Genomic DNA, 19,511 nt, shown 5'->3' on the forward strand with positions numbered 1-19,511 from the left:
CGCAATGTTTTTCGATATCCGTACCATCGTCGGCGGGTTGCTCGGCTGCTACGCGATCGTTCTCGTGGTCACCGGACTGGTGCACGACACCGCCGCCGAGCAGGCCAAGACCGGCGGGGTGAACGTGAACCTGTGGGCCGGGCTCGGCATGGGCGTGGTGGCGGTGGCCTTCGTGGCCTGGGCGCTGCTGCGCCCGGTCCAGGTGCCACCGGAAGCGCATCCGGCGGACACCGATGAGGAGCGCGACTCAGCCTGACGCGAACGACGCCCCCTGGGAGACCCAGGGGGCGTCGTCATCGCACTGGTCAGACGCCCGGGCTACCGGTTCCGCCGGGCCACGTGCCGGGTGTGCCGGTCCCACCGACACCCGGGCTGCCGGTTCCGCCCGTTCCCGGGGTCCCGGTTCCGCCTGCGCCCGGCATGCCGGTTCCGCCGACGCCGGGCCGGGGAGCCGTGCCGCGTTCGGTCGCGGTGCCGCCGGCGTCCGGACGCGGGATGTCGCCGCGCCACGCGCCGGTCTCGCTGCCCTGATGCTCGATGAAGTGCTTGAAGCGCTCCAGGTCACTGTTCACCCGGTGCTTCAGCACACCGAGCTTGTCGGCGACGTTCTCCACGAACCCTTCCGGGTCGACGTCCATCTGCGTGGTCACCCTGGTGTGGGTGTCGTCGAGCCGATGGAACGTGACGACGCCCGCGTGCTTGGGTCCGCTGTCGGACTTCCAGGCGATGCGTTCGTCGGGATGCTGCTCGGTGATGGTCGCGTCGAACTCCCGCGTCGACGGGCCGACATGGACACGCCAGTGCATATGCCGGTCATCGATCTGCTGTACCGCTTCGACACCCTCCATGAACTGCGGAAACGACTCGAACTGCGTCCACTGGTTGTAGGCGGTGCGAACCGGAACCTCGACGTCCACCGTGGCGGCCATTGTGCTCACTTGCTACCCCTTTCCTCGCCCACCCGCGTCTTTCGCGGGTCGGCGTCTCTCGGTTGACAAGCGCTCCCTTGTGGGGCGACTCGGGACATTGGTCGCTTACCCGGGTCGTTGGGGGGCAAACAGAGCGGAACCCTCGTCACACGTGCCGCCCAGCGCCGTCGGACCAGGTCTCCGGCCCGATCAGGCCATGTTTTCTTCCCGAATCAATTCAGACGAGGACGTCGGCGGCCAACGCGTCCAGCGCGCGTACCGCTGTCGGCTCCAGCGCGCCTTCCCGGTGGTCGCGTCCAGCACGGCGAAAGCGCCTTCGTCCAGCCGGCTCGCCGCGCCAGACCGCGACGGCCTTCGAGTGGGGCAAGATGGCCGGTTCCTCGCGTACTTCTATCCGCCAGCCCTTGTTCGCGTCGTACAGTTCGGGCACTGCCAGCTTTGTGTCGGAGGTTCCTGGGTTGCTCTGATCCTCGGGGCTCGAATCGGATCGGCTGTCGTTACCGCAGGCAGCCAGCACGCACAGGACGACTGTTCCAGCGAGTACGGACTTCGACGTCATCGAGATGCCCCCTGGTTCAGACAATCCTTCTGGCACAACACAATCGAGGGCTCGCGCGATCGTTTCAGCGGTATTGCCGCCTGGCGTCGGGAAGCATGGCGGTCTCGCCATGCTCCGCCGTTCCCGCCACCGGCCCAACCAGCCCGCCCCGGGCGTCTCCGGAACCGACGTGCCACACATCCCGAGCGTGAGAACCACCCGGAATGTGCGAGGACGGCAGGCCCGCGTGTGGTCAGGGTTGAGGACGAACAGATGCCGGATGATCGAGTGAAGGAGGGTTCCAATGAAGAAGGTCGAGATCTTCGACATGCCCACCCGCAGTGAGAGGCGCGATCCCGAGGCACTGAAGAAGCGCATTCAGGGCTCCAACGGCGGCCGGGACGACGCCTACGGCGCGTACCAGCTCGCCTGCCTGATGGCTGCCACCGAGGCGGAAGAGGACGGCAGCGACGACGAGGCGTGTCTGAGCCAATTCGAAGACGCGCTCCCCGGCTGGCTGAGCCGCCTCGGCTTGAAACTTGACGTCCATGCGTACGGCGTGTGCCACATGTCGGACAACGCGGGCGTCGATCGTGGCGACGCGTCGTCGATCTATTGGACGTTGTCGGGGTTCCGCGACCGCTCCCGAATCTACGAGGCCATCGCCTTCCCGTCCGGCACACCCGCGCCCTCCGGTTCGCTGATGGAGCAATATGACGACTGGTCGCAGAACGCCGCCGCGGTAGCGGAAGAGGAATCCAGCGACTCCGCGCGCTTCTCCGCCTTCGTCGACTCGATGACGGAATACCTGAATTCCTCCGGCAAGAAGTTCCCCGGAACGTCCTTCGGCTACTTCAACAGCGCGGGCAGCGAAATCTACACCCCCAGCATGGAAGAGACCGGAATGCTCTGGAGCGTGGCCCCGCTCGGCTCCTTCGACGGCCACATGTACGAATGCGTCACCGCGCTTCCCAAGTAAGTTCAAGATCAACGGCGCATGACTGCGGCATTTCGCGAGTAAGCCGCTCCACCATGTGCCGTTGATCTTGTTGTTCAGAACAGGGTCAGCGGCAGCAGTTGGGGTCGAGGACGAAGCACAGTGCCGCTAGGGCGTCCCGGCGGGCGCGGTGGAAGGTGTTCATGCCGCGCCGTTCGGATTCCACCAGCCCGGCTTTACGGAGCTGGCCGAGGTGATGGCTCACCGTCGACTCCGACAATCCGACCGCCGCGGCGAGATCGCCGCCGTTCTCCTCGTCGGAAGTGCTGGTCAACAGCAGTGACAGCAGCTTCACTCGCGCCGGGTCGGCGATCGCTTTCAACCGCAGCGCCACCGCGAGCGCGGCGTCGTCGTCGATCGGCCCGGCCGCGACCGGCGTGCAGCAGACCGGGGCGGACATGTCGATCACGGGCAGCGTCTTGGGCATGCGATCGACTCTACCCACTTTGTTGACATATGTCGAAAAGGTGGCAGACTCGGCATCGAACCGGTTCTTCGATATATGTAACACAAGTGGAGGTAGTCATGTCCCGCATCCAACTCGCCCTCAACGTCGACGACATCGACCAAGCCGTGCGGTTCTACTCGACCCTGTTCGGCACCGAGCCCGCCAAGCGCAAGCCCGGCTATGCCAACTTCGCCGTCACCGAACCACCGCTGAAACTCGTGCTGATCGAGAACCCCGGCCACGGCGGCAGCGTCAACCACCTCGGCGTCGAGGTCGAAACCTCCGACCAGGTGCACGCCGAGATCGCCCGCCTGTCGGAAGCCGGGTTGTTCACCGAAGAGCAGATCGCCACCACCTGTTGCTTCGCCACGCAGGACAAAGTCTGGGTCACCGCGCCGGACGCCGAACGCTGGGAGGTCTACACCGTGCTGGCCGACAGCGAAACCTTCGGTACGGCACCCGAACTCGCCGGTGCGGCCATGCCTTCCGACGCCGAGGCGGTTCAGGCCTGCTGCGGCACGGCCGAGGAAGCCGCCGCCGAAGGTGCGTGCTGCGGCTCGGCCGCCAAGAAGGAGGCAATCGACTCGGGCGTCACCTGCTGCCACTGACCCCGGGCGGCGTTCACCAGGTGTTCGCTTGCCTGTGGATTCGATATATATCAATATCGATCCGTGTCGAAACAGGAGTTACCGCTCGTCGGCGTGGCCGCGCCATCGTGTGAGGTCACGCCGATGATCCGCCAACCGCTGACCGCCGACGCCGCCATCGAGCTGGCCAGCGTCTTCAAAGCGCTGTCGGACCCGGTCCGTTTGCGGCTGCTGTCGGTGGTCGCCGGCCATGCAGGGCGGGAGGCGTGCGTGTGCGACCTGTCGGAAGGCTTCGACGTCAGCCAGCCGACCATTTCCCATCACCTGAAGGTGTTGCGCGAAGCCGGACTGCTCAGCAGCGAGCGGCGTGGGTCGTGGGTGTACTACCGCATCGAACCCGCCGCGCTTCGGCAGTTGTCCCGCCTGCTCGACATCACCGTTCCGGAAGCGGCGCGATGACCGACCTGACGCGGCGGCTACTGGCCGAATTCCTCGGCACCGCTCTACTCGTCGCGGTCGTCGTCGGCTCCGGCATCTCAGCCGAGCAACTGTCGCCCGATGACGTCGGCGTGCAGCTACTGGAGAACTCCACCGCCACCGTTCTCGGACTCGCGGTGCTGATCCTGGTCTTCGGGCCGGTGTCGGGCGCACACTTCAATCCCGTTGTCTCCGTGGTGGACTGGCTACTCGGGCGAAGCCAAGGCACCGGCCTTTCCGGCCGAGACCTCCCTGGCTACATCCTCGCCCAAACGACCGGAGCCGTCGTCGGAGCGATTCTCGCCAACGTCATGTTCGATCGATCCGCGATGCAGATCTCCACCCACCATCGCATCACCACCGGTCATGTGATCGCGGAAGTCGTCGCCACGGCCGGACTGATCGCCGTCGTCTTCGGCCTGGCCCGCAGCGGGCGAGCGGCCCTGTCTGCGGCAGCGGTCGGCGCCTACATCGGAGCGGCGTACTGGTTCACCAGTTCCACCTCGTTCGCCAACCCAGCCGTCACCATCGGCCGCGTCTTCTCCGACACCTTCGCCGGAATCGCCCCCGCCTCCGTGCCCGGCTACCTCGCCGCCCAACTCCTCGGCGCACTGACCGGCCTTGCCCTCGTCGCCATCCTCTACCCGGCCACCGCCGCCGCTGCCGACAACGCCGTCATCCCTCGCGACACCATCGACACGCACTGAGAGGCCGCGATGTCAGCCACACCGAGCGTGCTGTTCGTCTGCGTCCACAACGCCGGACGCTCCCAAATGGCCGCCGCCCTGCTCGCCCACCTCGCTCGAGACGAAATCGAGGTCCGCTCCGCGGGCTCGGCCCCCGCCGACGAGATCAACCCTGTCGTCGCCGAAGTCATGAACGAGATCGGCATAGACATCACCGACCGGAAGCCGAAGATCCTGACGCCCGAAGCTGTCGAAGCATCCGACGTCGTCATCACCATGGGCTGCGGCGACGCATGCCCCTACTACCCCGGAAAACGCTATCTCGATTGGAAGCTCGACGACCCCGCCGGACAAGACCGCGCCACCGTGCGCGCGATCCGCACCGAGATAGAACGACACGTCCGCGACCTGCTCGCCGAAATCGGTCTTCGGATAACGGATGAAGCGGGGCCCGGCACCGAGTGACTCGCGCTCGATGCCGGGCCGGAGATCACTTCAGCGGAGCGGGCATGGGTGCGTTGATCGTGGAGAAGTACATGATCGCCGCGCCGATGGCGACGGGGGCCGTCACCAGGATCTGGCCCGCGACCGTGCCGAGCGCGCCGACGGCGACGATGCCGCCGAGGCAGCCGACGGCGGCGGCCGGGATGAACGGGCCGAACATGCCGACGATGGTGGCGGCGGCGACGGTCGCTCCGGCGATGCCGCCGAGCACGCAGCCCACCGCCGCGCCGCCGATGCCGCCGACCAGGGTGCCGATGGTGGCGCCCATGGAGATGGTGCTGGTCATCCGGGACCAGGCCGCCTGCTCACGGTCGTACTCCGTCTTCCACGGCGCCTTGTCCTCGAACGGCAGGGCGACCGGCTTGTAGACCGCGTGCGCCATGTCGAACTGCGGGGTCAGCGTCGCGGTGCGGCCGGAGATCTCTGCGGCGATGGGGAATTCGAACTCGTCGACCAGGAAGGTCAACGGCGTGCCCGCGACGACGGTGCCGTCGGCGGCCTTCACCTTCAGCATCTGGTCCTCGACCACAAGCGAGCCGGAATCGACGCTGATGATGCTGGCGGTCTCGGTGGCGTGGGCGGTGAAACCGACGGCCTCGGCGGCCTCCGTGGATGTGGCTTCGACGGAAGCGCTGTCCACCGCAGCGACCTCGGGGGCGGCGGAACTCGTGCCAGCGGCGATGCTCACGGCAGCGGTGGTGAACGCGGCGGCCAGGGCTAGTTTCGTGATCTGCATGGGGAATCCTTGGTTTCGAAGGCATGGCGAAGCGACGGCCATACCTGTGACGTTTCGGTAGGTCGTTGAGGGTGACGGGCCTTCGCCCGCGAATGTGTGGTTAAGCGGCGGCGCGCATCCGCCCGGCGAGGCCGAGCAGCACGTCGATCGCGAGGAAGGCGAGCAGGCTCAACCCGACCAGCGGGATGAACCAGCCGACCACCAGCACGGCGGCCACCAGCGGCACGACCAGCCAGAGCGAGGTCTTGCGCAACCCGCCGCGTCGCGGGGCTCGGCCCAGCACGAACCGCCCCGTATCGCGGGTCGGCCGCCTCCGCCACCACATCAGGTAGCCGCGCACGATCACGGTGATCAGGCCGATCATCGCCGCGAGCAGCAACAACTGATTGAACAACCCGAACATCAGCCCCATGTGGAACTGGATGCCCCAGTTGGTGAGCTTGGCCATCAGCGGCCAGTCGGCGTACGGCAGACGGTCGGTGACCGCGCCGGTCGCGCCGTCGACGGCCACGGAGTCGACGGTGTAGGTGCCGGGCATCCGGCGTTCCTTCACCGCGAACGCCTTGCCCGGCGCGGCCGGTACGGCGATCTCGGCCGGCTGCGTGATGCCTTCGGCGCGGGCGGTCGCGTAGACCCGGTCCAGCTGGGCGATCCGCTCGGCCGGGGCGGTGGGCGCGTGCCCGGCGTGTCCGCCGCCGTGGTGCTCGGAACCCGAATCATGACTCGAAGCAGCGGTTCCGGGCAGCGCGGTGCTGACCGCGGGTGTGGTCCAGCTGAGCTGCTCACGCAGTTCTGTGACGTTCGCACCCGCGTAGGTCGACCAGGTCATGCCGGTCGCCGACAGCAGCAGCGCCAGTGGAAGCACCCACATGCCGACCGCACCGTGCCAGTTCAGGGTGCGGCCTCGCGCGCGCTGCGACCGATCGGCCGCGAACAGCCAGCCCCAGCCGTTGCGGGCCCGTCGGCTGCGCACCCGGCGCACCCAGATGACCAGCCCGGCCAGCGCGACGATCCACAGCCAGGACGCGGCGAGCTCGCTGTAGAGCCGACCGGGTTCGCCGAGGTGCAGGTCCCGGTGCAACCGATCGATCCAGGTGCGCATCGGCAGCGCACCCGAGCTGCCGTATACGACGGAATCACCCACCGGCTGCGCGGTGTACGGGTTCACGAACACCGCCCGCCGCTCGGATTCCCCCAGCGACGGGTCGCTGAACAGCACCCGGGTGGTGTCTTCGGCGCCCCCCGCCGGGGCGACGGCGACGAGCTGGAGATCCGGCCGCGTGGCGACGGCCGCGCCGACCTGCTCCGACAGCGGCTTCGGCGTTCCGGTCGCGGTGACCGTCAGCAGGTCGCGCGACCCGATCGACTCGAGCGTCGGCGATATCGCGTAGAGCGCACCGGTGACGGCGGCGATGAGGATGAACGGCCCGACGAACACTCCCGCGTAGAAGTGCAGCCGCATGGCCAGCGCGTACAAACTGTTACGCGCGGTGGCCCGGCGTGGGCCGGAGGAATCCGACGGCTCCGATAAGTCGGCGTCGGAAATAGTTTCTGTTGTGCTCACGATCATTTCGTTTCTGACGGCGGAACCCGGGTGGGACGCAACCCTTTTCCTGACGGCCGTGGGCACGCGACCGCCGCGGCGACCGTCCTGCGCGGACAGCCGTCGCGGAATCACCTGCGGACGCGCTCATTCGACGGAAGCGCGATCTCGGCACCGCACGGAAGGAAGGTGTGCGACCCGGTGGACGGCGTCGCGTCGGCACGCTCAGGCGTGGGCACGAGAGTGCGCGGCGACGCTGCGCTGCACGAGGAAAGACCGTGACGATGAGCGATACTCACGCCACGCGTGCACCGGGTGTGGAAAGAATTCAGAGAACGACCGCGAGCGGCGGAGCGCGTGTGCGCAGCGCCTCGGCGGCGAAAACACGCAGGACGACCCGGTCACGATGGGCCGTACGCAAAGGAGCGCGGTCCGCGACGACGGGCGGGGTGTGCCGCACCGGCAGCACCTGGCGCAGCACCGCTGTGCCGATCCGGTAGGCGGCCTCCGCACCCCGGATCACGATGGCCGCCGCGAATGCCGCGCACACGTGCGCGGCCAGCATAGCCGGAGTCAGCTGGGCATCACCGTGATGCAGGTGTCCCGAGCTGATCCCCATGGTGAAGTGCCCGAGCAGCTGCCCGGCGACCAGCGCCGCGACCAGCCCGGACGACGTCTCGCGCAGCGGCGCCAGGCCGGCGACCAGCGCGCCGATCACGGCGGACGCGGCGGCGAGCAGGGCCAGCGCGGTGGTGTCCGGCAGCATGCCGCCGGAAGCCCAGCCGTGCGCCGCGACGGAAATGGCCCCCGAGATCGCACCGGCCGAGCCACCGCGCACCCGCGCGACGGCGCCGCGACGTCCCGCGGCAGACCGGTCGAACTCGTAACTCACCCGCTGATGATAGCGGACCGATTGCACGCGTCCGACCGCATCGGCAGGCCCCGAAAATACTCAGGCCTCCAGCGTGGTCGGCAGGCGCACCGCCAGGAAGACCGTGGACGCGCGCCGCTCAGCCCGCGTCGATCTCCATCTCGATGAGCGGCTTGCGCAGCAGCTTGCCGGTCGCGTTGCGGGGCAGCTCGTCGAGGAAGACCACCTCGCGCGGCACCTTGTAGCGGGCGAGATTCGCCTTGACGTAGTCCTTGATCTCCTGCGGATCGCGCTTGCAATCGGGACCGGGAACGACGAACGCGCGCAGCCGCTTGCCGAACTCGCGGTCCTCGACGCCGACGACCGCGGCTTCGAAGATGTCGTCGCGACCGGCGATGAGGTTCTCCACCTCGAGCGGGAAGACGTTCTCGCCGCCGGAGACGATCATGTCGTCGTCGCGGCCGTCGATGTAGAGCAGGCCGTCGGCGTCGAAGTGCCCGACGTCGCCGCTGGACATCATGCCGTCGACCATCTCCTTGCCGCGACCGTCGGTGTAGCCGGTGAAGGCGAAGCCGTTGTCCACGAAGATGGTTCCGGTCACGTTCGGCTCGGTGATCGGCTTGCGCTTCTCGTCGAGCAGCACGATCCGGATGCCGACCGGAGCCTTACCGGCGGTGGTCGGCGCCTTGCGCAGGTCCTCGGGCGTCGCGACGGTCATGACGGCGCACTCGGTGGAGCCGTAGAGGTTGTAGAGGCTGTCGCCGAAGTGGTCCAGCGTGCGGGTCACCACGTCCGGCGCGATGGCCGAGCCCGCCGCGAAGATCACCTTGATGCTACTGACGTCGTACTTCGCCAGCACGTCCGCATCCAGGTCCAGGATGCGTTGCAGCATGGTGGGCACCACGACCAGCGAATCCGCCCGGTACTTCTCGATGTTCGCCAAGGTCTGCTCGGGATTGAAGCGGCGCTGCTGGAAGACCACCCGGTTGCCCAGCGCGAGACCGAGGGTGAATTGGGACAAGCCGGTGCCGTGGAAGATCGGCGCCGCCATGATCATGGTGCCGTTGGCGGGCAGCGGCACCCGGTCGACGAACTGAGCCGAGGCGAACGGGCTGACCCGGTCGCGCGGGGCGCCCTTCGGGGTGCCGGTGGTGCCGCTGGTCAGGATGACGATGCCGCCGGGCTTGGCCGGGGCGGGCAGCGATGCGCCGGACTGCCCGCTGATCAGCGAATCGACGGTCGGGATCGCCGGGTCGGCGTTGTCCTTCTCGTCCACCCAGGTGAGGATGCGCGGGATCGCGGCGGGGATGGCGCTCATCAGGTCGATGAACTCGCTGTCGTGCAGCACGGCCTTGACGTTCTCGCGCTCGGCGACGTCGGCGAACTGCGGCTTGGCGAACCCGGTGTTCATCAGCACGCCGCGCACGCCGAGCTTGCCGGTGGCCAGCAGGCTCAGCACCATGCCGCGGTGGTCGCGCGCCAGGATCGCCACCACGTCACCGGGATTGATGCCTTTGCTCTGCAAGCCGCGGGCCAAGGCGTTCGACTGTTCGTTGAGACCGCCGAAAGTCAGCTCCCCGCGCTCGTCGACGATCGCGACGGCGTGCGGCCTCGTCTGCGCGGCATGCATGACGACACCCGCGAACGGCCCGAATTTCAAGATGTTGAACGCCGACCGAGCGGCATGGTCGGGGCGCAGCGGATTGAACAGCCGCCGCTTGACCATCACGTTCACGCCAAGGGCCAGATCGCCCGCCTTGCGGGCGGCGCCGCCCAACGCGGGGAGGGAAAGAGACATCGACGACAACCTTCCGGCGGTATCACCCGGTGATCCTCCGGGTGGTGCGGACCGCAATTTCGATACCCAGTGCTGGTGCTAACACTAGCAAGCTTGTGTAACCGGTTGTGTCATGTATCTCAGCGGACGCTACCCGCTGGTAACGGGCCGGGCACGGTGGCCCGGCCCGCTGTTCATCAGGCCTTGACCTCGTACTCGGCCAGCACGCGGCGCAGCAACTTGCCGGTCGCGTTCCGCGGCAGGTCATCGAGGAAGACCACCTCGCGCGGCACCTTGTAGCGCGCCAGGTTGTTCTTCACGTACGCCTTGATCTCCTCGCCGTCGGGCGAGGAGCCCGGCTCGGGAACGACGAAGGCGCGCAGGCGCTTGCCGAACTCCACGTCGTCCACGCCGACCACGGCCACGTCGAAGATGTCGGGCCGTTCCAGCAGCAGGTTCTCCACCTCCTGCGGGAAGACGTTCTCGCCGCCGGACACGATCATGTCGTCGTCGCGGCCGTCCACCATGAGCAGGCCGTTCTCGTCGAAGTGGCCGACGTCGCCGCTGGACATGTAGCCGTCGATGATCTGCTTGTGCCTGCCGTCGGTGTAGCCCTCGAACGGAGCGCCGCTGCGGATGAAGATGCGGCCGGTGGTGTTGGTGGCGGTGACGCGCTGGTCGTTGTCGTCGTAGAGCCGAACCTCGCAGGTGATCGGCGCGCGACCGACGGTGCCGGGCGCGAGGGCGAGATCCTCCGGGTTGGCCACCGTCGCCACGGCGCACTCGGTGGAGCCGTAAAGGTTGTAGAGCACCGGACCGAACGCCTCGGTGGCCTTGATCGTCAGTTCCGGCGACAGCGCCGAACCGGCCAGCACGATCGACTTCAGCGAGGACGTGTCGTATTTCGCCCGGATCGCCGGATCGAGTTCGACCATCCGGTGCAGCATCGTCGGCACCGCCACCAGCATGTCGGCCTTGTGCTCGGCGACCAGGGCGAGCGTGGCCTCGGCGTCGAACCTGCGGCGCACCACGACCTTGTTGGCCAGCGCCGCGCCGACCAGCCAGGTGGCCAGTCCGGTGCTGTGGAAGATCGGCGAGACGATCACCTGAGTGCCGCGCTGCGGGAACGGGATGCGGTCGACCATCTGCGCCGTCGACAGCGGAGTGACCTTGGTGCGCGGAGCGCCCTTCGGCAGGCCGGTGGTGCCGCTGGTGAGGATGATGAAGCCACCGGGCTTGCTCGGCGCGGGCAGCGGCTCGGCGGAGTTGGCGGCCACCAGGTCGTCGAGCGTCTGCGCACCCTCGGGGAGCGTGGCGCCCTCGTCGACCCAGGTGATGTAGCGCGGCAAGTCGGCGGGCAACGCGTCGAGCAGGCCGAGGAACTCGCTGTCGTGCAGCACCGCCTTGACCTTCTCGCGGGCGCACACCTCGGCGAACTGCGGCTTCGCGAATCCGGTGTTCATCAACGCGACTCGCACGCCGAGCTTGCCCGCGGCGGCCATGGCGATGATGAGCCCGCGGTGGTCGCGCGCGAGCACGCCGATCACCTGGCCTTCGGAGATGCCCGCCGCTTGCAGGCCGCGCGCGACGGCCGTCGACCGGTCGTCCAGTTCGCGGTAGGTCAGGGCGCCCGCCTCGTCCACGATGCCCGGAGCGTCCGGCGCCACCCGCGCGGAGTGCCGGATCAGCGTGGCCTGCGGGCCGAGGATGCGCGACTCCTTCATGGTCCGCAGTGTCTCCAGCGGCTTCCGGGGATCGGTGACACCCCGGCTGCGCAGCACACCCAGCGCCTTCACGGCCTCCAGCGTGTGGGCCAAATTCATGTCGAACAACCTCCACAAAACCCTCGCGTCGGTCCTCGACCTAGCGAACCGGTACGGCGTGTGACTTGACACCGTAGCAGTGCGGAGTGTGACAGGTCACAACAGAAACGGACAAACCCGTCTCGGTTCGGTCGCGGCCACCGCAGGTGAGAGCGGTCGCCGGTCCGATTTCGGTCTTTTCGCCCGCCGTTACCGGCCGGTAGCGCTACCCTCGCAACGTCTCGAGACCGCTCGAAGGGAGACGCGGCCAATGTCCGACCCGAAGGACCGTGCACCGTTCATCGACATTCCCGGCGATCTGCCCGGCATCCGCGGCCTGTTCGCTTTCAAGCCCGAAACCGGAACGGCGCTCAGCGAATTCGCGCAGACCCTGTTGCGTGGGTCGTCCCCGCTGACGCCGGGGGAGCGCGAAACCATCGCCGCGTACGTGTCGTCGCGCAACCAGACCTACTTCTGCACCCAGTCGCACGCGGCGACCGCGGCGGCGCTGGTCGACGGCGGTCGCGAGCTGATCGACGCCGTCATCGAAGACGCGGACTCCGCCCCGATCGATCCGAAACTGCGTGCGCTGCTGCGCATCGCGGACAAGGTGCGCCGGTCGGGACTCGAGGTGACCGCGGAGGACGTCGAGAACGCGCGCGCCGCGGGCGCCAAGGACGAGGACATCCACGACGCGGTCCTCATCGCTTCGGCGTTCTGCATGTTCAACCGCTATGTGGACGGCCTGGCGACGGTCGCGCCCAAGGAGCGGGCGACCTACGAGCAGATCGGTGGGATGCTCGCCACCGCCGGATACGTGGCCGCCGGAGTGCCGCCGGAATCAGCGGCGAGCGCTGGCCAGGGCGACGAGTAAGGGCACCACCCGGGCGGTGGGCACCTCGAATCGCCCGCGCCCCGCGGTGTGCAGCCAGCCGACGGCGGCCAGTTGCCGCAAGTGCTGATAGATCTGGCCGGAGTCGCCGACACCGTCGACTCCGGCCAGTTCGGCCGCGGTTCGCCGCCCGCCCATGATCTCGCGCAGCAGCCGCAGCCGCACCGGGCTGCCCAGCGCCGCAAGGCATTCCGCCGTCTCGGCCCAGTCGTCCTCGATGAGGTCGCCGGTGGTGAACCGGGCCTGCCACTCGCGCTGCTGGTCGTTGGGCAGACGGACCGACCCGGCGAAGACCACGCCGCCGTCGGGCTCGTCGGCCGCGGCGAACTCGTCCCGCAGACGAGCCACCGCCCACTGCTCGGCGCCCGGCGGGAGATCTTCGGGGCGAATTCTTTCTTCCAGCGCGCTGAGCCGCCGTTCCAACTCGGCGACTCGGTCTTCCAGGCTCACGAACCCAAAAGCTACGGAATTCCATAACTTCCGACAAACCGATGGCCCCGGCTCCCGTGGCGGCGGGAGCCGGGGCTTTCGTACTCAGTTGTAGACGGCGCCGAACGACGGGACCGAGATGGTGCCCAACCGGTAGGCGTACCCATCCGGGTTCATGTCGCTGACGGGCACCGACCAACGATGCCACAGCGATCCGTACACCGCGGCGACCACCGGGCCCGCGCCGGTGTCCAGGGCGCGGCTGCGAATGGTGGTGTCCACCGGAACGTCGTTGTGTTCGTAGAGCAACTCGGTGCCGCTGCGTCCGTTCGCGAGATTGATCCACAGCGCCTCGAGCTTCGCGCCGCCCTGGTTCGGCGAGATGGTGCCGGGCCCGCCGAAGAACCCGATGCGGAATCCGTCCATCCCGAGGGCGATTCCCGATCCGTACACGCCCGGCCCCTCACCGCGTCCGATATCCGACTGCGCCGGAACCTGGAACGGCTGGGCGGGCAAGGCGACCTGACCTGCCTTCGCGAGCTGTCCGGAGGCGATCAGCCGATCCACCGCCTGCTCCGCCGCCGGATTACCGGCCGCGGCGGTCCGCAGTTGCTGCGCGGCGGCGGACCAATCGACCGTAGCGGGTTGGGCGGCGACGTGTCCGGCGAAGGGCGCTGCCAACACTGCCGAGGCGGCCAAAGCGGTGGCGAGGCGACGCGTGAAACTCAATCGTTGCATAACCAGTTCTCCTTGAAGTTTGCTGGTACTGCTCGAGTGAAGAGACGTCCGCTGATTCGTCGATCCAGCGACTCAGGGCGATAGGCTGCCTCGGCCGGGGCGCGTCTGTCCAGGGATGAACGTGGATTGGCGTGATCGTGTCATTGACACATCGATGCAGCGGCTTGCCCGTCGACAGCAGCCGCGGTGGTTGTCCTCGTCGTCGGACATCGCGAAGGGAACCGGCCGCGGTCGTCGCCATTATCGCGGATCTCTTCCAAGGAGCGGTTCGGCGCACTTCCGATAAAACCATTCCGTTTGATCTGCGCAGGCGTAGTGTGGAGTTCTCGAGGTGACCGCCGAATTCGCGGCGGCGGCGATCGTGTCTTCGCGGTACGCCACCCAGTCGGGTGCCATCGATCGCGAGTGAGCGGAGAACCCCGGAATGTATCGAAGTAACCGACCCTCATCTGACCTGTTCAGCCATCGGAGCGAGCCGGTCGATACCAGCGCGCCGATGCCGGGCGCGGTCGATCTGCCCGTATTCAGCGACGCTATCGCCGCAACTCCTGCCATGGCGACCGACGAAACGACGCAGGCCGCAGGCGGGTGACCGATGCATCCGGCGGCCAGGGCATGGGATCTCGGTTACGCCGCGGGTTGGCGCTTGGTGCGCGCCATGCCGGAACCACTGGCCGTCCGCCTCTTCGATGTGGGAGCCGAACGCGCGGCTCAGAACGGCGGACCGAACCAATTGCGCCGGAACCTTTCTCGGGTCCTGGGCACCGCGCCGGAGGAGGTGCCGCAGCCGCTGGTCCTGGCGAGCCTGCGCTCCTATGCCCGGTACTGGCGCGAAGCCTTCCGGCTGCCGTCGATGGACCCGCTGAGCCTGGCCGACGCCATCGAATCCTCGGCGACCGGACTCGAACACATCCACCGGGCGGTCGAGCGCGGCACCGGAGCCGTGCTCGCCCTGCCGCACAGCGGTAATTGGGACCTGGCGGGGGTCTGGCTGGTGCAGCGCGTCGGCTCGCCGACGGTGGTCGCGGAGCGGCTCGCGCCGGAATCGTTGTTCCGGCGCTTCGTTCGTTTCCGTGAACGCTTGGGCTTCGAGATCATCCCCCTCACCGGCTCCGCGACGCCGCCGTTCCCGCAGTTGCTCGCCCGGATCCGGCAGGGGCGGATAGTCGGGTTACTCGGGGAACGCGACTTGTCCGGTACGGGCGTACCGGTCACTTTCTTCGGTGAGCAGGCTCGGCTGCCGGCCGGTCCGGCTCGGCTGGCCATCGACACCGGCGCGCCACTTCTCCCCGTGCACTGCTGGTACACCCCCGATGGCTGGGGATTCCGCGTGGATCCACCTATCGACACCAGCCGTGGAGTGCGTGAGACCACCCAGGCGCTGGCCGATCGATTCGCGGCGGGCATCACCGCACACCCCGCCGACTGGCACATGCTCCAGCCCCTCTGGACAGCCGACGTCACCGCCGCCCGGCTCGCTCGCCGAAACCCGGACTGAAACGCTCGGCTGTGCCCAAGTCGGCGAGCGAACGCGCTGATACGAGGGGGCATCTCAGTCGCCGGGCAGCCCCCACGCGAATCCAGCGGCTATCACGAAACAACTGACGATCGAAATGAGAACGATGCTCCACATGGGGGCGAAGAGTACGGAACCCGCGGGGCGAAATCCATAGCTACGCATCACTGAAAGTGTTCGGGGACACGTCATTCGCCTACCGACGGCGGAGAGAACGAAAAATCCGGTGCGAGTCCGAGAAGCTCGCACCGGATTTCGTTGTCGACCGTCTAGCGCGGCGTCACTTCAGCTCGGCGCTGGTCTTGCCCAGCACCCGGCGGGCGACGATGAGCTGCTGGATCTGCTGGGTGCCTTCGAAGATGTCCAGGATCTTCGAGTCGCGGCCCCACTTCTCCAACAGCGTGCGCTGCGAGTAGCCGATGGCGCCGGCCAGTTCGACGGCTTTGAGGGTGACGTCGGTGCCGGTGCGGCCCGCCTTCGCCTTGGACATGGACGCCTCGAGCGAGTTGGGCTTCTTGTTGTCGGCCATCCACGCGGCGCGCAGGGCGAGCAGGTAGGCGGACTCGTAATCGGCTTCCATCCGCAGGAACTCGGCCGCTGCGGCGTGCTGGTTGTTCGCGGGGGTGTCGTAGGAGATCTCCACACCCGCCGCGGTCAGGATCGAGCGCAGTTCTTCCAGCGCGGCGCGGGCCACGCCGATCGCCATCGCGGCGACGAGCGGACGGGTGTTGTCGAAGGTCTGCATGACCCCGGCGAAACCCTTCTCCACGTTGACTTCCGGGCTGCCGAGGATGTTGTCCTTCGGGATCCGGCAGTCCTGCAACAGCAGCACGGCGGTGTCGGAGGCCTTGATGCCGAGCTTGTGCTCGAGCCGCGCCACCGACAGGCCGGGAGCGTCGCGCGGCACGACGAACGACTTGATCGCCGCGCGGCCGAGGCTTTTGTCCACGGTCGCCCACACCACGATGTGGGTCGAGCGCTGACCCGCGGTGACGAAGATCTTCTCGCCGTTGAGCACCCACTCGTCGCCGTCGAGTACGGCGGTGGTGGACACGGCGGCGGAATCGGAGCCGAAGGACGGCTCGGTGATCGCCATCGAGGCCCACACCTTGCCGAAGCGCTTCAGCTGCTCGTCGGTGGCGACGGCGGCGATGGCCGCGTTGCCCAGGCCCTGGTAGGGGATCGACAGCATGAGGCCGACGTCGCCCCACGAGGTCTCCAGCGCGTTCAACAGCGCGGACATGTTGCCGCCGTTGGTGTTACCGAGCAGCTCGGTGGCGTGGCGGTCGCCCTCGCTGTCATCCGAGCGGCCACCGGCGGCGCCGCCGATCTTCTGGGTGCCGGAGTCGGCCAAGCCCTCGACCATGGCGGCCATGGTGTCCAGCTCGACCGGGTAGTCGTGCTCGGCGAGGTCGTACTTGCGCGAGATCGGGCGGAAGATCTCCTGGGCGACCTGGTGCGCCTGGTTCGCGCTGGCCCGCAGCTTCTTGGGGAGTTCGAGGTTGATCATGTTGTGAGGTCTCCTGGAAAACGGAACGGGCCGGTCAGATGAGCACGACACCTTCGGCGACGCCGATGGCACGCAGATCGCGGTACCAGCGCTCGACCGGGTGTTCCTTGGTGAAGCCGTGGCCGCCGAGCAGCTGCACGCCGTCGAGGCCGATCTGCATGCCCTTGTCGGTGGCGAGCTTGCGGGCCAGCGCCGCCTCGCGGCCGAAGGACAGGCCCTGCTCCGCGCGGGACGCGCCGCGCAGGGTGACCAGCCGCAGGCCGTCGAGTTCGATCGCGATGTTGGCGACCATGAAGGCGACCGCCTGCCGGTGCGAGATCGGCTCGCCGAACGCTTCGCGCTCGTTGACGTACGGGATCACGTAGTCCAGCACGGCCCGGCCGGTGCCCGCGGCGAGCGAAGCCCAGCCGAGGCGGGCCAGGCGCACGGCGTCGGCGTACTCCTCGGCGCGGGTCGCGGCGTCACCGTCACCCAGGATGGCGTCGGCGCCGACCGCGACGTTGTCCAGGATCAGACGGCCCAGGCCCGCGGCGCGCAGACCCATGCTCGGATCGGCCTCGACCACCAGACCGGGCGCGTCCGATTCGACGATGAACAGCGCGGGACGGCCGTCGAGCTCGGCGGCGATCAGGAACAGTTCGGCGTCGGCCGCGGCGGGCACCAGGCTCTTCACGCCCGAGATGCGGTAGCCGCTCGGCGAGCGCACGGCCTTGGTGTCCAGGGCGAACGGGTCGAACAGGGCGCGGGGCTCGCTGATCACCACCGAAGCCTGCGGCACGTTCTCGCCGGTGAAGGAGGGCAGATAGGTCTTCTGCTGCGCGTCGCTGCCCCACTGCGCGAGCGCGACAGCGACGCCGCTGGGAGCGAGGATCGGCAGGGCCAAGCCCATGTCACCGTGCGCCAGCGCCTCGGCGACCAGCGAGTTGGTCACCGCGCCGCGCTCGGAGGCCGCACCCTCGAGTTCCTCGGGGACGTTGATCAGGGTGATGCCGAGCTCGGCGGCGCGCTCGAGCAGGTCGCGCGGCGCCTTGGCGGCGTTGTCGGCCTCGTAGGCGGCCGGGCGCAGGATCTCGGCGGCGAACTCCTGCACCGTCTCGACGATCATCTGCTGCTCGTCGCTGGGCGTCAGGTCGAAGAAGTCCTTGTTCTTCGCCTCGTTGGTGGCCAGGCGCTTCGGCGCACCGCCGCCCGCGACCTTGGCGAAGGCGCGGGTCGCCGCGCCGAGCGTGCGGAAGCCGGTCTTGGTGCCCTCGTAGGTGACGCGCTCGATCGGCTTGCGCAGGTTGTATTTCTCGGCCAGTTCCGACCCGGTAATGCTCGTCATGACCCGCATCGCCGCGCCCATCCAATCCCGCTTGGGATGGTTCAGGCCGACCGCGGACGTGTCTGGACGTCGCTTCGTTGCGCTGTCTCGAGTGCTCATCATCACCTGTTTTCTCGGATGGGTTGGTGCGGTCTTTCCCAGCTATCTTACTCCAGAGTAAGGCTATCTTACTGCTGAGTAAGAAGTGCGTCGAGGTGCAGCATACGCGGTGAATCCGCGCCTTGCTGGACAAGTGCCCGAAGTTGCGTCCCGGGGTCGGCCGTCGCCCCCTGCGCGCGTCGTGCTAGGCCGCGCAGCGCGATGAGCTGCGGCTTCGGAACACACGCGCACACTCCGAGCCGGATAGCCGGATCGACCGCCGCCGGTTCGCCGCGATCCAAGGCCATAGCGGCGATCGATGCTGATTCGTTATTCCGTCGACAGGTGACATGTGGGCTGTGTGGAGCGATCGGCAGAGCTGTCTCGAACCTGACGGCGGCGCGGTCGGCAGGCGAGACGAATCCACCGGCAGGTGATGTCGACGGAGGCGGTCGACCGTGGTGCCGTGATTACAATCCGACGCATGTCAGCGATCTTCGACTGGGCCCGGCCGGACAATGTGCAGCCGGAGCCGATCACGGTCGACATCTGGCGCGAGCTTCCCGAAGAGTTCTGCCGCTTGGTCGAAGTGGTGAACGGGGACGCGGTCCGTTGCGAATCACCGAGTAGGGCACATCAGAAAGCCGTCCACCGGCTCCTGGCGATGCTGGAATCGGCGGCTCGTGAATACATGGCCGAAGATCCTTCGGCATGCTTGGACGCCAACCATGACTTCGATGTGGTGCTGTGGGAGGTGCCCCGGGCGACGATTCGGCGTCCCGACATCGCACTCTTCGAGCGCGTACCGGCGGATGTGCGACCGATGCCTGCACGCCATCTGAAGATCGCCGTCGAGATCATCTTGCCCAGCCATGTCAAAACGGACCGACTCGAGAAAATGGGCGAATACGCCGCTGCCGGAATTCCGTGGTACTGGCTGGTCAGCGTGTCGGACACCGAGGTGACCGCGATCGAGACCTACGGCCTCGACCACAGCGTCGGTCACTACCGGCTCGCCCGCGTGTTGAAGCCGCAGACCGCGTTCGCCGTCGACCTGCCGATCCGCATCCAGCTCGACTGGGACCAGCTCGCCGATCTCGTGCTGTAGCGGGGCCGGAGCCGACTCGTA

20 protein-coding genes and 1 pseudogene are annotated in these 19,511 nt (G+C 67.8%); 9 read left to right on the forward strand and 12 right to left on the reverse strand.

What is annotated here, in order from left to right:
* The first annotated feature begins 4 nt into the window (after positions 1–4).
* A complete protein-coding gene (locus tag ACFV2O_RS20725; protein WP_364431513.1) occupies positions 5–256 on the forward strand; it encodes a hypothetical protein in 252 nt (83 codons plus the stop codon).
* A 226-nt stretch (positions 257–482) separates the two neighbouring features.
* Here the strand turns inward: ACFV2O_RS20725 and ACFV2O_RS20730 are convergent.
* Together ACFV2O_RS20730 and ACFV2O_RS20735 are read right to left on the reverse strand one after the other, a co-directional pair.
* Positions 483–938: pseudogene (locus ACFV2O_RS20730) on the reverse strand (SRPBCC family protein); the annotation flags it as partial.
* A gap of 208 nt (positions 939–1,146) precedes the next feature.
* On the reverse strand, positions 1,147–1,359 hold the full coding sequence (locus tag ACFV2O_RS20735; protein WP_379253199.1) for a hypothetical protein: 213 nt from the start codon (positions 1,357–1,359) through the stop codon (positions 1,147–1,149).
* A 412-nt stretch (positions 1,360–1,771) separates the two neighbouring features.
* Here ACFV2O_RS20735 and ACFV2O_RS20740 point away from each other — a divergent pair, with 412 nt between their 5' ends.
* Entirely contained in the window at positions 1,772–2,446 is a 675-nt protein-coding gene (locus ACFV2O_RS20740; RefSeq protein ID WP_379253201.1) for a hypothetical protein, read from the forward strand.
* Between the two features lie 85 nt (positions 2,447–2,531).
* Here ACFV2O_RS20740 and ACFV2O_RS20745 read toward each other — a convergent pair whose 3' ends face one another.
* Complete coding sequence (locus ACFV2O_RS20745) at positions 2,532–2,891, reverse strand: Rv2640c family ArsR-like transcriptional regulator (protein WP_039800120.1); 360 nt, start codon at positions 2,889–2,891, stop codon at positions 2,532–2,534.
* Between the two features lie 98 nt (positions 2,892–2,989).
* Here ACFV2O_RS20745 and ACFV2O_RS20750 point away from each other — a divergent pair, with 98 nt between their 5' ends.
* The 4 genes from ACFV2O_RS20750 to ACFV2O_RS20765 all read left to right on the forward strand — a co-directional run bounded on the left by ACFV2O_RS20750 (position 2,990) and on the right by ACFV2O_RS20765 (position 5,127).
* Entirely contained in the window at positions 2,990–3,520 is a 531-nt protein-coding gene (locus ACFV2O_RS20750) for an ArsI/CadI family heavy metal resistance metalloenzyme (protein WP_379253202.1), read from the forward strand.
* Positions 3,521–3,583: 63 nt separating this feature from the next.
* Positions 3,584–3,958, forward strand: a complete 375-nt coding sequence (locus tag ACFV2O_RS20755; protein ID WP_379253203.1) for an ArsR/SmtB family transcription factor — start codon at positions 3,584–3,586, stop codon at positions 3,956–3,958.
* Complete coding sequence (locus ACFV2O_RS20760) at positions 3,955–4,683, forward strand: aquaporin (RefSeq protein WP_379253204.1); 729 nt, start codon at positions 3,955–3,957, stop codon at positions 4,681–4,683. The genes ACFV2O_RS20755 and ACFV2O_RS20760 overlap by 4 nt, the downstream gene beginning before the upstream one ends.
* A 9-nt stretch (positions 4,684–4,692) precedes the next feature.
* Positions 4,693–5,127 carry an arsenate reductase ArsC gene (locus ACFV2O_RS20765; RefSeq protein WP_379253205.1) on the forward strand — a complete coding sequence of 145 codons (435 nt, stop codon included), beginning with the start codon at positions 4,693–4,695 and terminating at the stop codon, positions 5,125–5,127.
* Between the two features lie 25 nt (positions 5,128–5,152).
* Here the strand turns inward: ACFV2O_RS20765 and ACFV2O_RS20770 are convergent, their stop codons facing one another.
* From ACFV2O_RS20770 to ACFV2O_RS20790, 5 genes are all read right to left on the reverse strand, one after another.
* Positions 5,153–5,902 (reverse strand): hypothetical protein, encoded by a 750-nt coding sequence (locus ACFV2O_RS20770; protein WP_379253207.1) that lies wholly within the window; start codon positions 5,900–5,902, stop codon positions 5,153–5,155.
* A 100-nt stretch (positions 5,903–6,002) separates the two neighbouring features.
* Entirely contained in the window at positions 6,003–7,472 is a 1,470-nt protein-coding gene (locus tag ACFV2O_RS20775; RefSeq protein WP_379253208.1) for a PepSY-associated TM helix domain-containing protein, read from the reverse strand.
* Between the two features lie 301 nt (positions 7,473–7,773).
* Positions 7,774–8,337 (reverse strand): hypothetical protein, encoded by a 564-nt coding sequence (locus ACFV2O_RS20780; RefSeq protein WP_379253209.1) that lies wholly within the window; start codon positions 8,335–8,337, stop codon positions 7,774–7,776.
* Between the two features lie 118 nt (positions 8,338–8,455).
* Entirely contained in the window at positions 8,456–10,114 is a 1,659-nt protein-coding gene (locus ACFV2O_RS20785) for an acyl-CoA synthetase (protein ID WP_379253210.1), read from the reverse strand.
* A gap of 176 nt (positions 10,115–10,290) precedes the next feature.
* Complete coding sequence (locus tag ACFV2O_RS20790) at positions 10,291–11,916, reverse strand: acyl-CoA synthetase (RefSeq protein ID WP_379253211.1); 1,626 nt, start codon at positions 11,914–11,916, stop codon at positions 10,291–10,293.
* 250 nt (positions 11,917–12,166) lie between these two features.
* On the opposite strand from ACFV2O_RS20790, the gene ACFV2O_RS20795 reads away from it, so the two are divergent.
* Positions 12,167–12,769: a carboxymuconolactone decarboxylase family protein gene (locus tag ACFV2O_RS20795; protein ID WP_379253212.1), complete on the forward strand. Its 603-nt coding sequence runs from the start codon at positions 12,167–12,169 to the stop codon at positions 12,767–12,769.
* Here ACFV2O_RS20795 and ACFV2O_RS20800 read toward each other — a convergent pair.
* Entirely contained in the window at positions 12,737–13,237 is a 501-nt protein-coding gene (locus tag ACFV2O_RS20800; protein WP_355077877.1) for a winged helix-turn-helix domain-containing protein, read from the reverse strand. The two genes, ACFV2O_RS20795 and ACFV2O_RS20800, sit on opposite strands and share 33 nt — an antisense overlap.
* An 84-nt stretch (positions 13,238–13,321) precedes the next feature.
* On the reverse strand, positions 13,322–13,954 hold the full coding sequence (locus ACFV2O_RS20805; protein WP_379253213.1) for a hypothetical protein: 633 nt from the start codon (positions 13,952–13,954) through the stop codon (positions 13,322–13,324).
* Positions 13,955–14,549: 595 nt separating this feature from the next.
* Here ACFV2O_RS20805 and ACFV2O_RS20810 point away from each other — a divergent pair.
* Complete coding sequence (locus ACFV2O_RS20810; protein ID WP_379253214.1) at positions 14,550–15,452, forward strand: phosphatidylinositol mannoside acyltransferase; 903 nt, start codon at positions 14,550–14,552, stop codon at positions 15,450–15,452.
* A gap of 298 nt (positions 15,453–15,750) precedes the next feature.
* Here the strand turns inward: ACFV2O_RS20810 and ACFV2O_RS20815 are convergent, their stop codons facing one another.
* Together ACFV2O_RS20815 and ACFV2O_RS20820 are read right to left on the reverse strand one after the other, a co-directional pair.
* A complete protein-coding gene (locus ACFV2O_RS20815) occupies positions 15,751–16,980 on the reverse strand; it encodes an acyl-CoA dehydrogenase family protein (protein WP_355077874.1) in 1,230 nt (409 codons plus the stop codon).
* A gap of 34 nt (positions 16,981–17,014) precedes the next feature.
* On the reverse strand, positions 17,015–18,409 hold the full coding sequence (locus ACFV2O_RS20820) for an acyl-CoA dehydrogenase family protein (RefSeq protein WP_379253215.1): 1,395 nt from the start codon (positions 18,407–18,409) through the stop codon (positions 17,015–17,017).
* Between the two features lie 409 nt (positions 18,410–18,818).
* Here ACFV2O_RS20820 and ACFV2O_RS20825 point away from each other — a divergent pair, with 409 nt between their 5' ends.
* Positions 18,819–19,490 carry a Uma2 family endonuclease gene (locus tag ACFV2O_RS20825; protein WP_379253380.1) on the forward strand — a complete coding sequence of 224 codons (672 nt, stop codon included), beginning with the start codon at positions 18,819–18,821 and terminating at the stop codon, positions 19,488–19,490.
* Positions 19,491–19,511 lie beyond the last annotated feature (21 nt).

The organism is Nocardia sp. NPDC059691 (assembly GCF_042733915.1).
In the GTDB taxonomy this organism is placed as follows: domain Bacteria; phylum Actinomycetota; class Actinomycetes; order Mycobacteriales; family Mycobacteriaceae; genus Nocardia; species Nocardia sichangensis.

Excerpts from the sequence above, each read along its gene's own strand:
- ACFV2O_RS20750 (WP_379253202.1), top strand. The coding sequence starts at position 2,990 with ATGTCCCGCATCCAACTCGCCCTCAACGTCGACGACATCGACCAAGCC.
- ACFV2O_RS20790 (WP_379253211.1), bottom strand. The coding sequence starts at position 11,916 with ATGAATTTGGCCCACACGCTGGAGGCCGTGAAGGCGCTGGGTGTGCTG.
- ACFV2O_RS20765 (WP_379253205.1), top strand. The coding sequence starts at position 4,693 with ATGTCAGCCACACCGAGCGTGCTGTTCGTCTGCGTCCACAACGCCGGA.
- ACFV2O_RS20770 (WP_379253207.1), bottom strand. The coding sequence starts at position 5,902 with ATGCAGATCACGAAACTAGCCCTGGCCGCCGCGTTCACCACCGCTGCC.
- ACFV2O_RS20810 (WP_379253214.1), top strand. The coding sequence starts at position 14,550 with ATGCATCCGGCGGCCAGGGCATGGGATCTCGGTTACGCCGCGGGTTGG.
- ACFV2O_RS20785 (WP_379253210.1), bottom strand. The coding sequence starts at position 10,114 with ATGTCTCTTTCCCTCCCCGCGTTGGGCGGCGCCGCCCGCAAGGCGGGC.
- ACFV2O_RS20805 (WP_379253213.1), bottom strand. The coding sequence starts at position 13,954 with ATGCAACGATTGAGTTTCACGCGTCGCCTCGCCACCGCTTTGGCCGCC.
- ACFV2O_RS20815 (WP_355077874.1), bottom strand. The coding sequence starts at position 16,980 with ATGATCAACCTCGAACTCCCCAAGAAGCTGCGGGCCAGCGCGAACCAG.
- ACFV2O_RS20725 (WP_364431513.1), top strand. The coding sequence starts at position 5 with ATGTTTTTCGATATCCGTACCATCGTCGGCGGGTTGCTCGGCTGCTAC.
- ACFV2O_RS20795 (WP_379253212.1), top strand. The coding sequence starts at position 12,167 with ATGTCCGACCCGAAGGACCGTGCACCGTTCATCGACATTCCCGGCGAT.
- ACFV2O_RS20775 (WP_379253208.1), bottom strand. The coding sequence starts at position 7,472 with ATGATCGTGAGCACAACAGAAACTATTTCCGACGCCGACTTATCGGAG.
- ACFV2O_RS20825 (WP_379253380.1), top strand. The coding sequence starts at position 18,819 with ATGTCGACGGAGGCGGTCGACCGTGGTGCCGTGATTACAATCCGACGC.
- ACFV2O_RS20760 (WP_379253204.1), top strand. The coding sequence starts at position 3,955 with ATGACCGACCTGACGCGGCGGCTACTGGCCGAATTCCTCGGCACCGCT.
- ACFV2O_RS20745 (WP_039800120.1), bottom strand. The coding sequence starts at position 2,891 with ATGCCCAAGACGCTGCCCGTGATCGACATGTCCGCCCCGGTCTGCTGC.
- ACFV2O_RS20740 (WP_379253201.1), top strand. The coding sequence starts at position 1,772 with ATGAAGAAGGTCGAGATCTTCGACATGCCCACCCGCAGTGAGAGGCGC.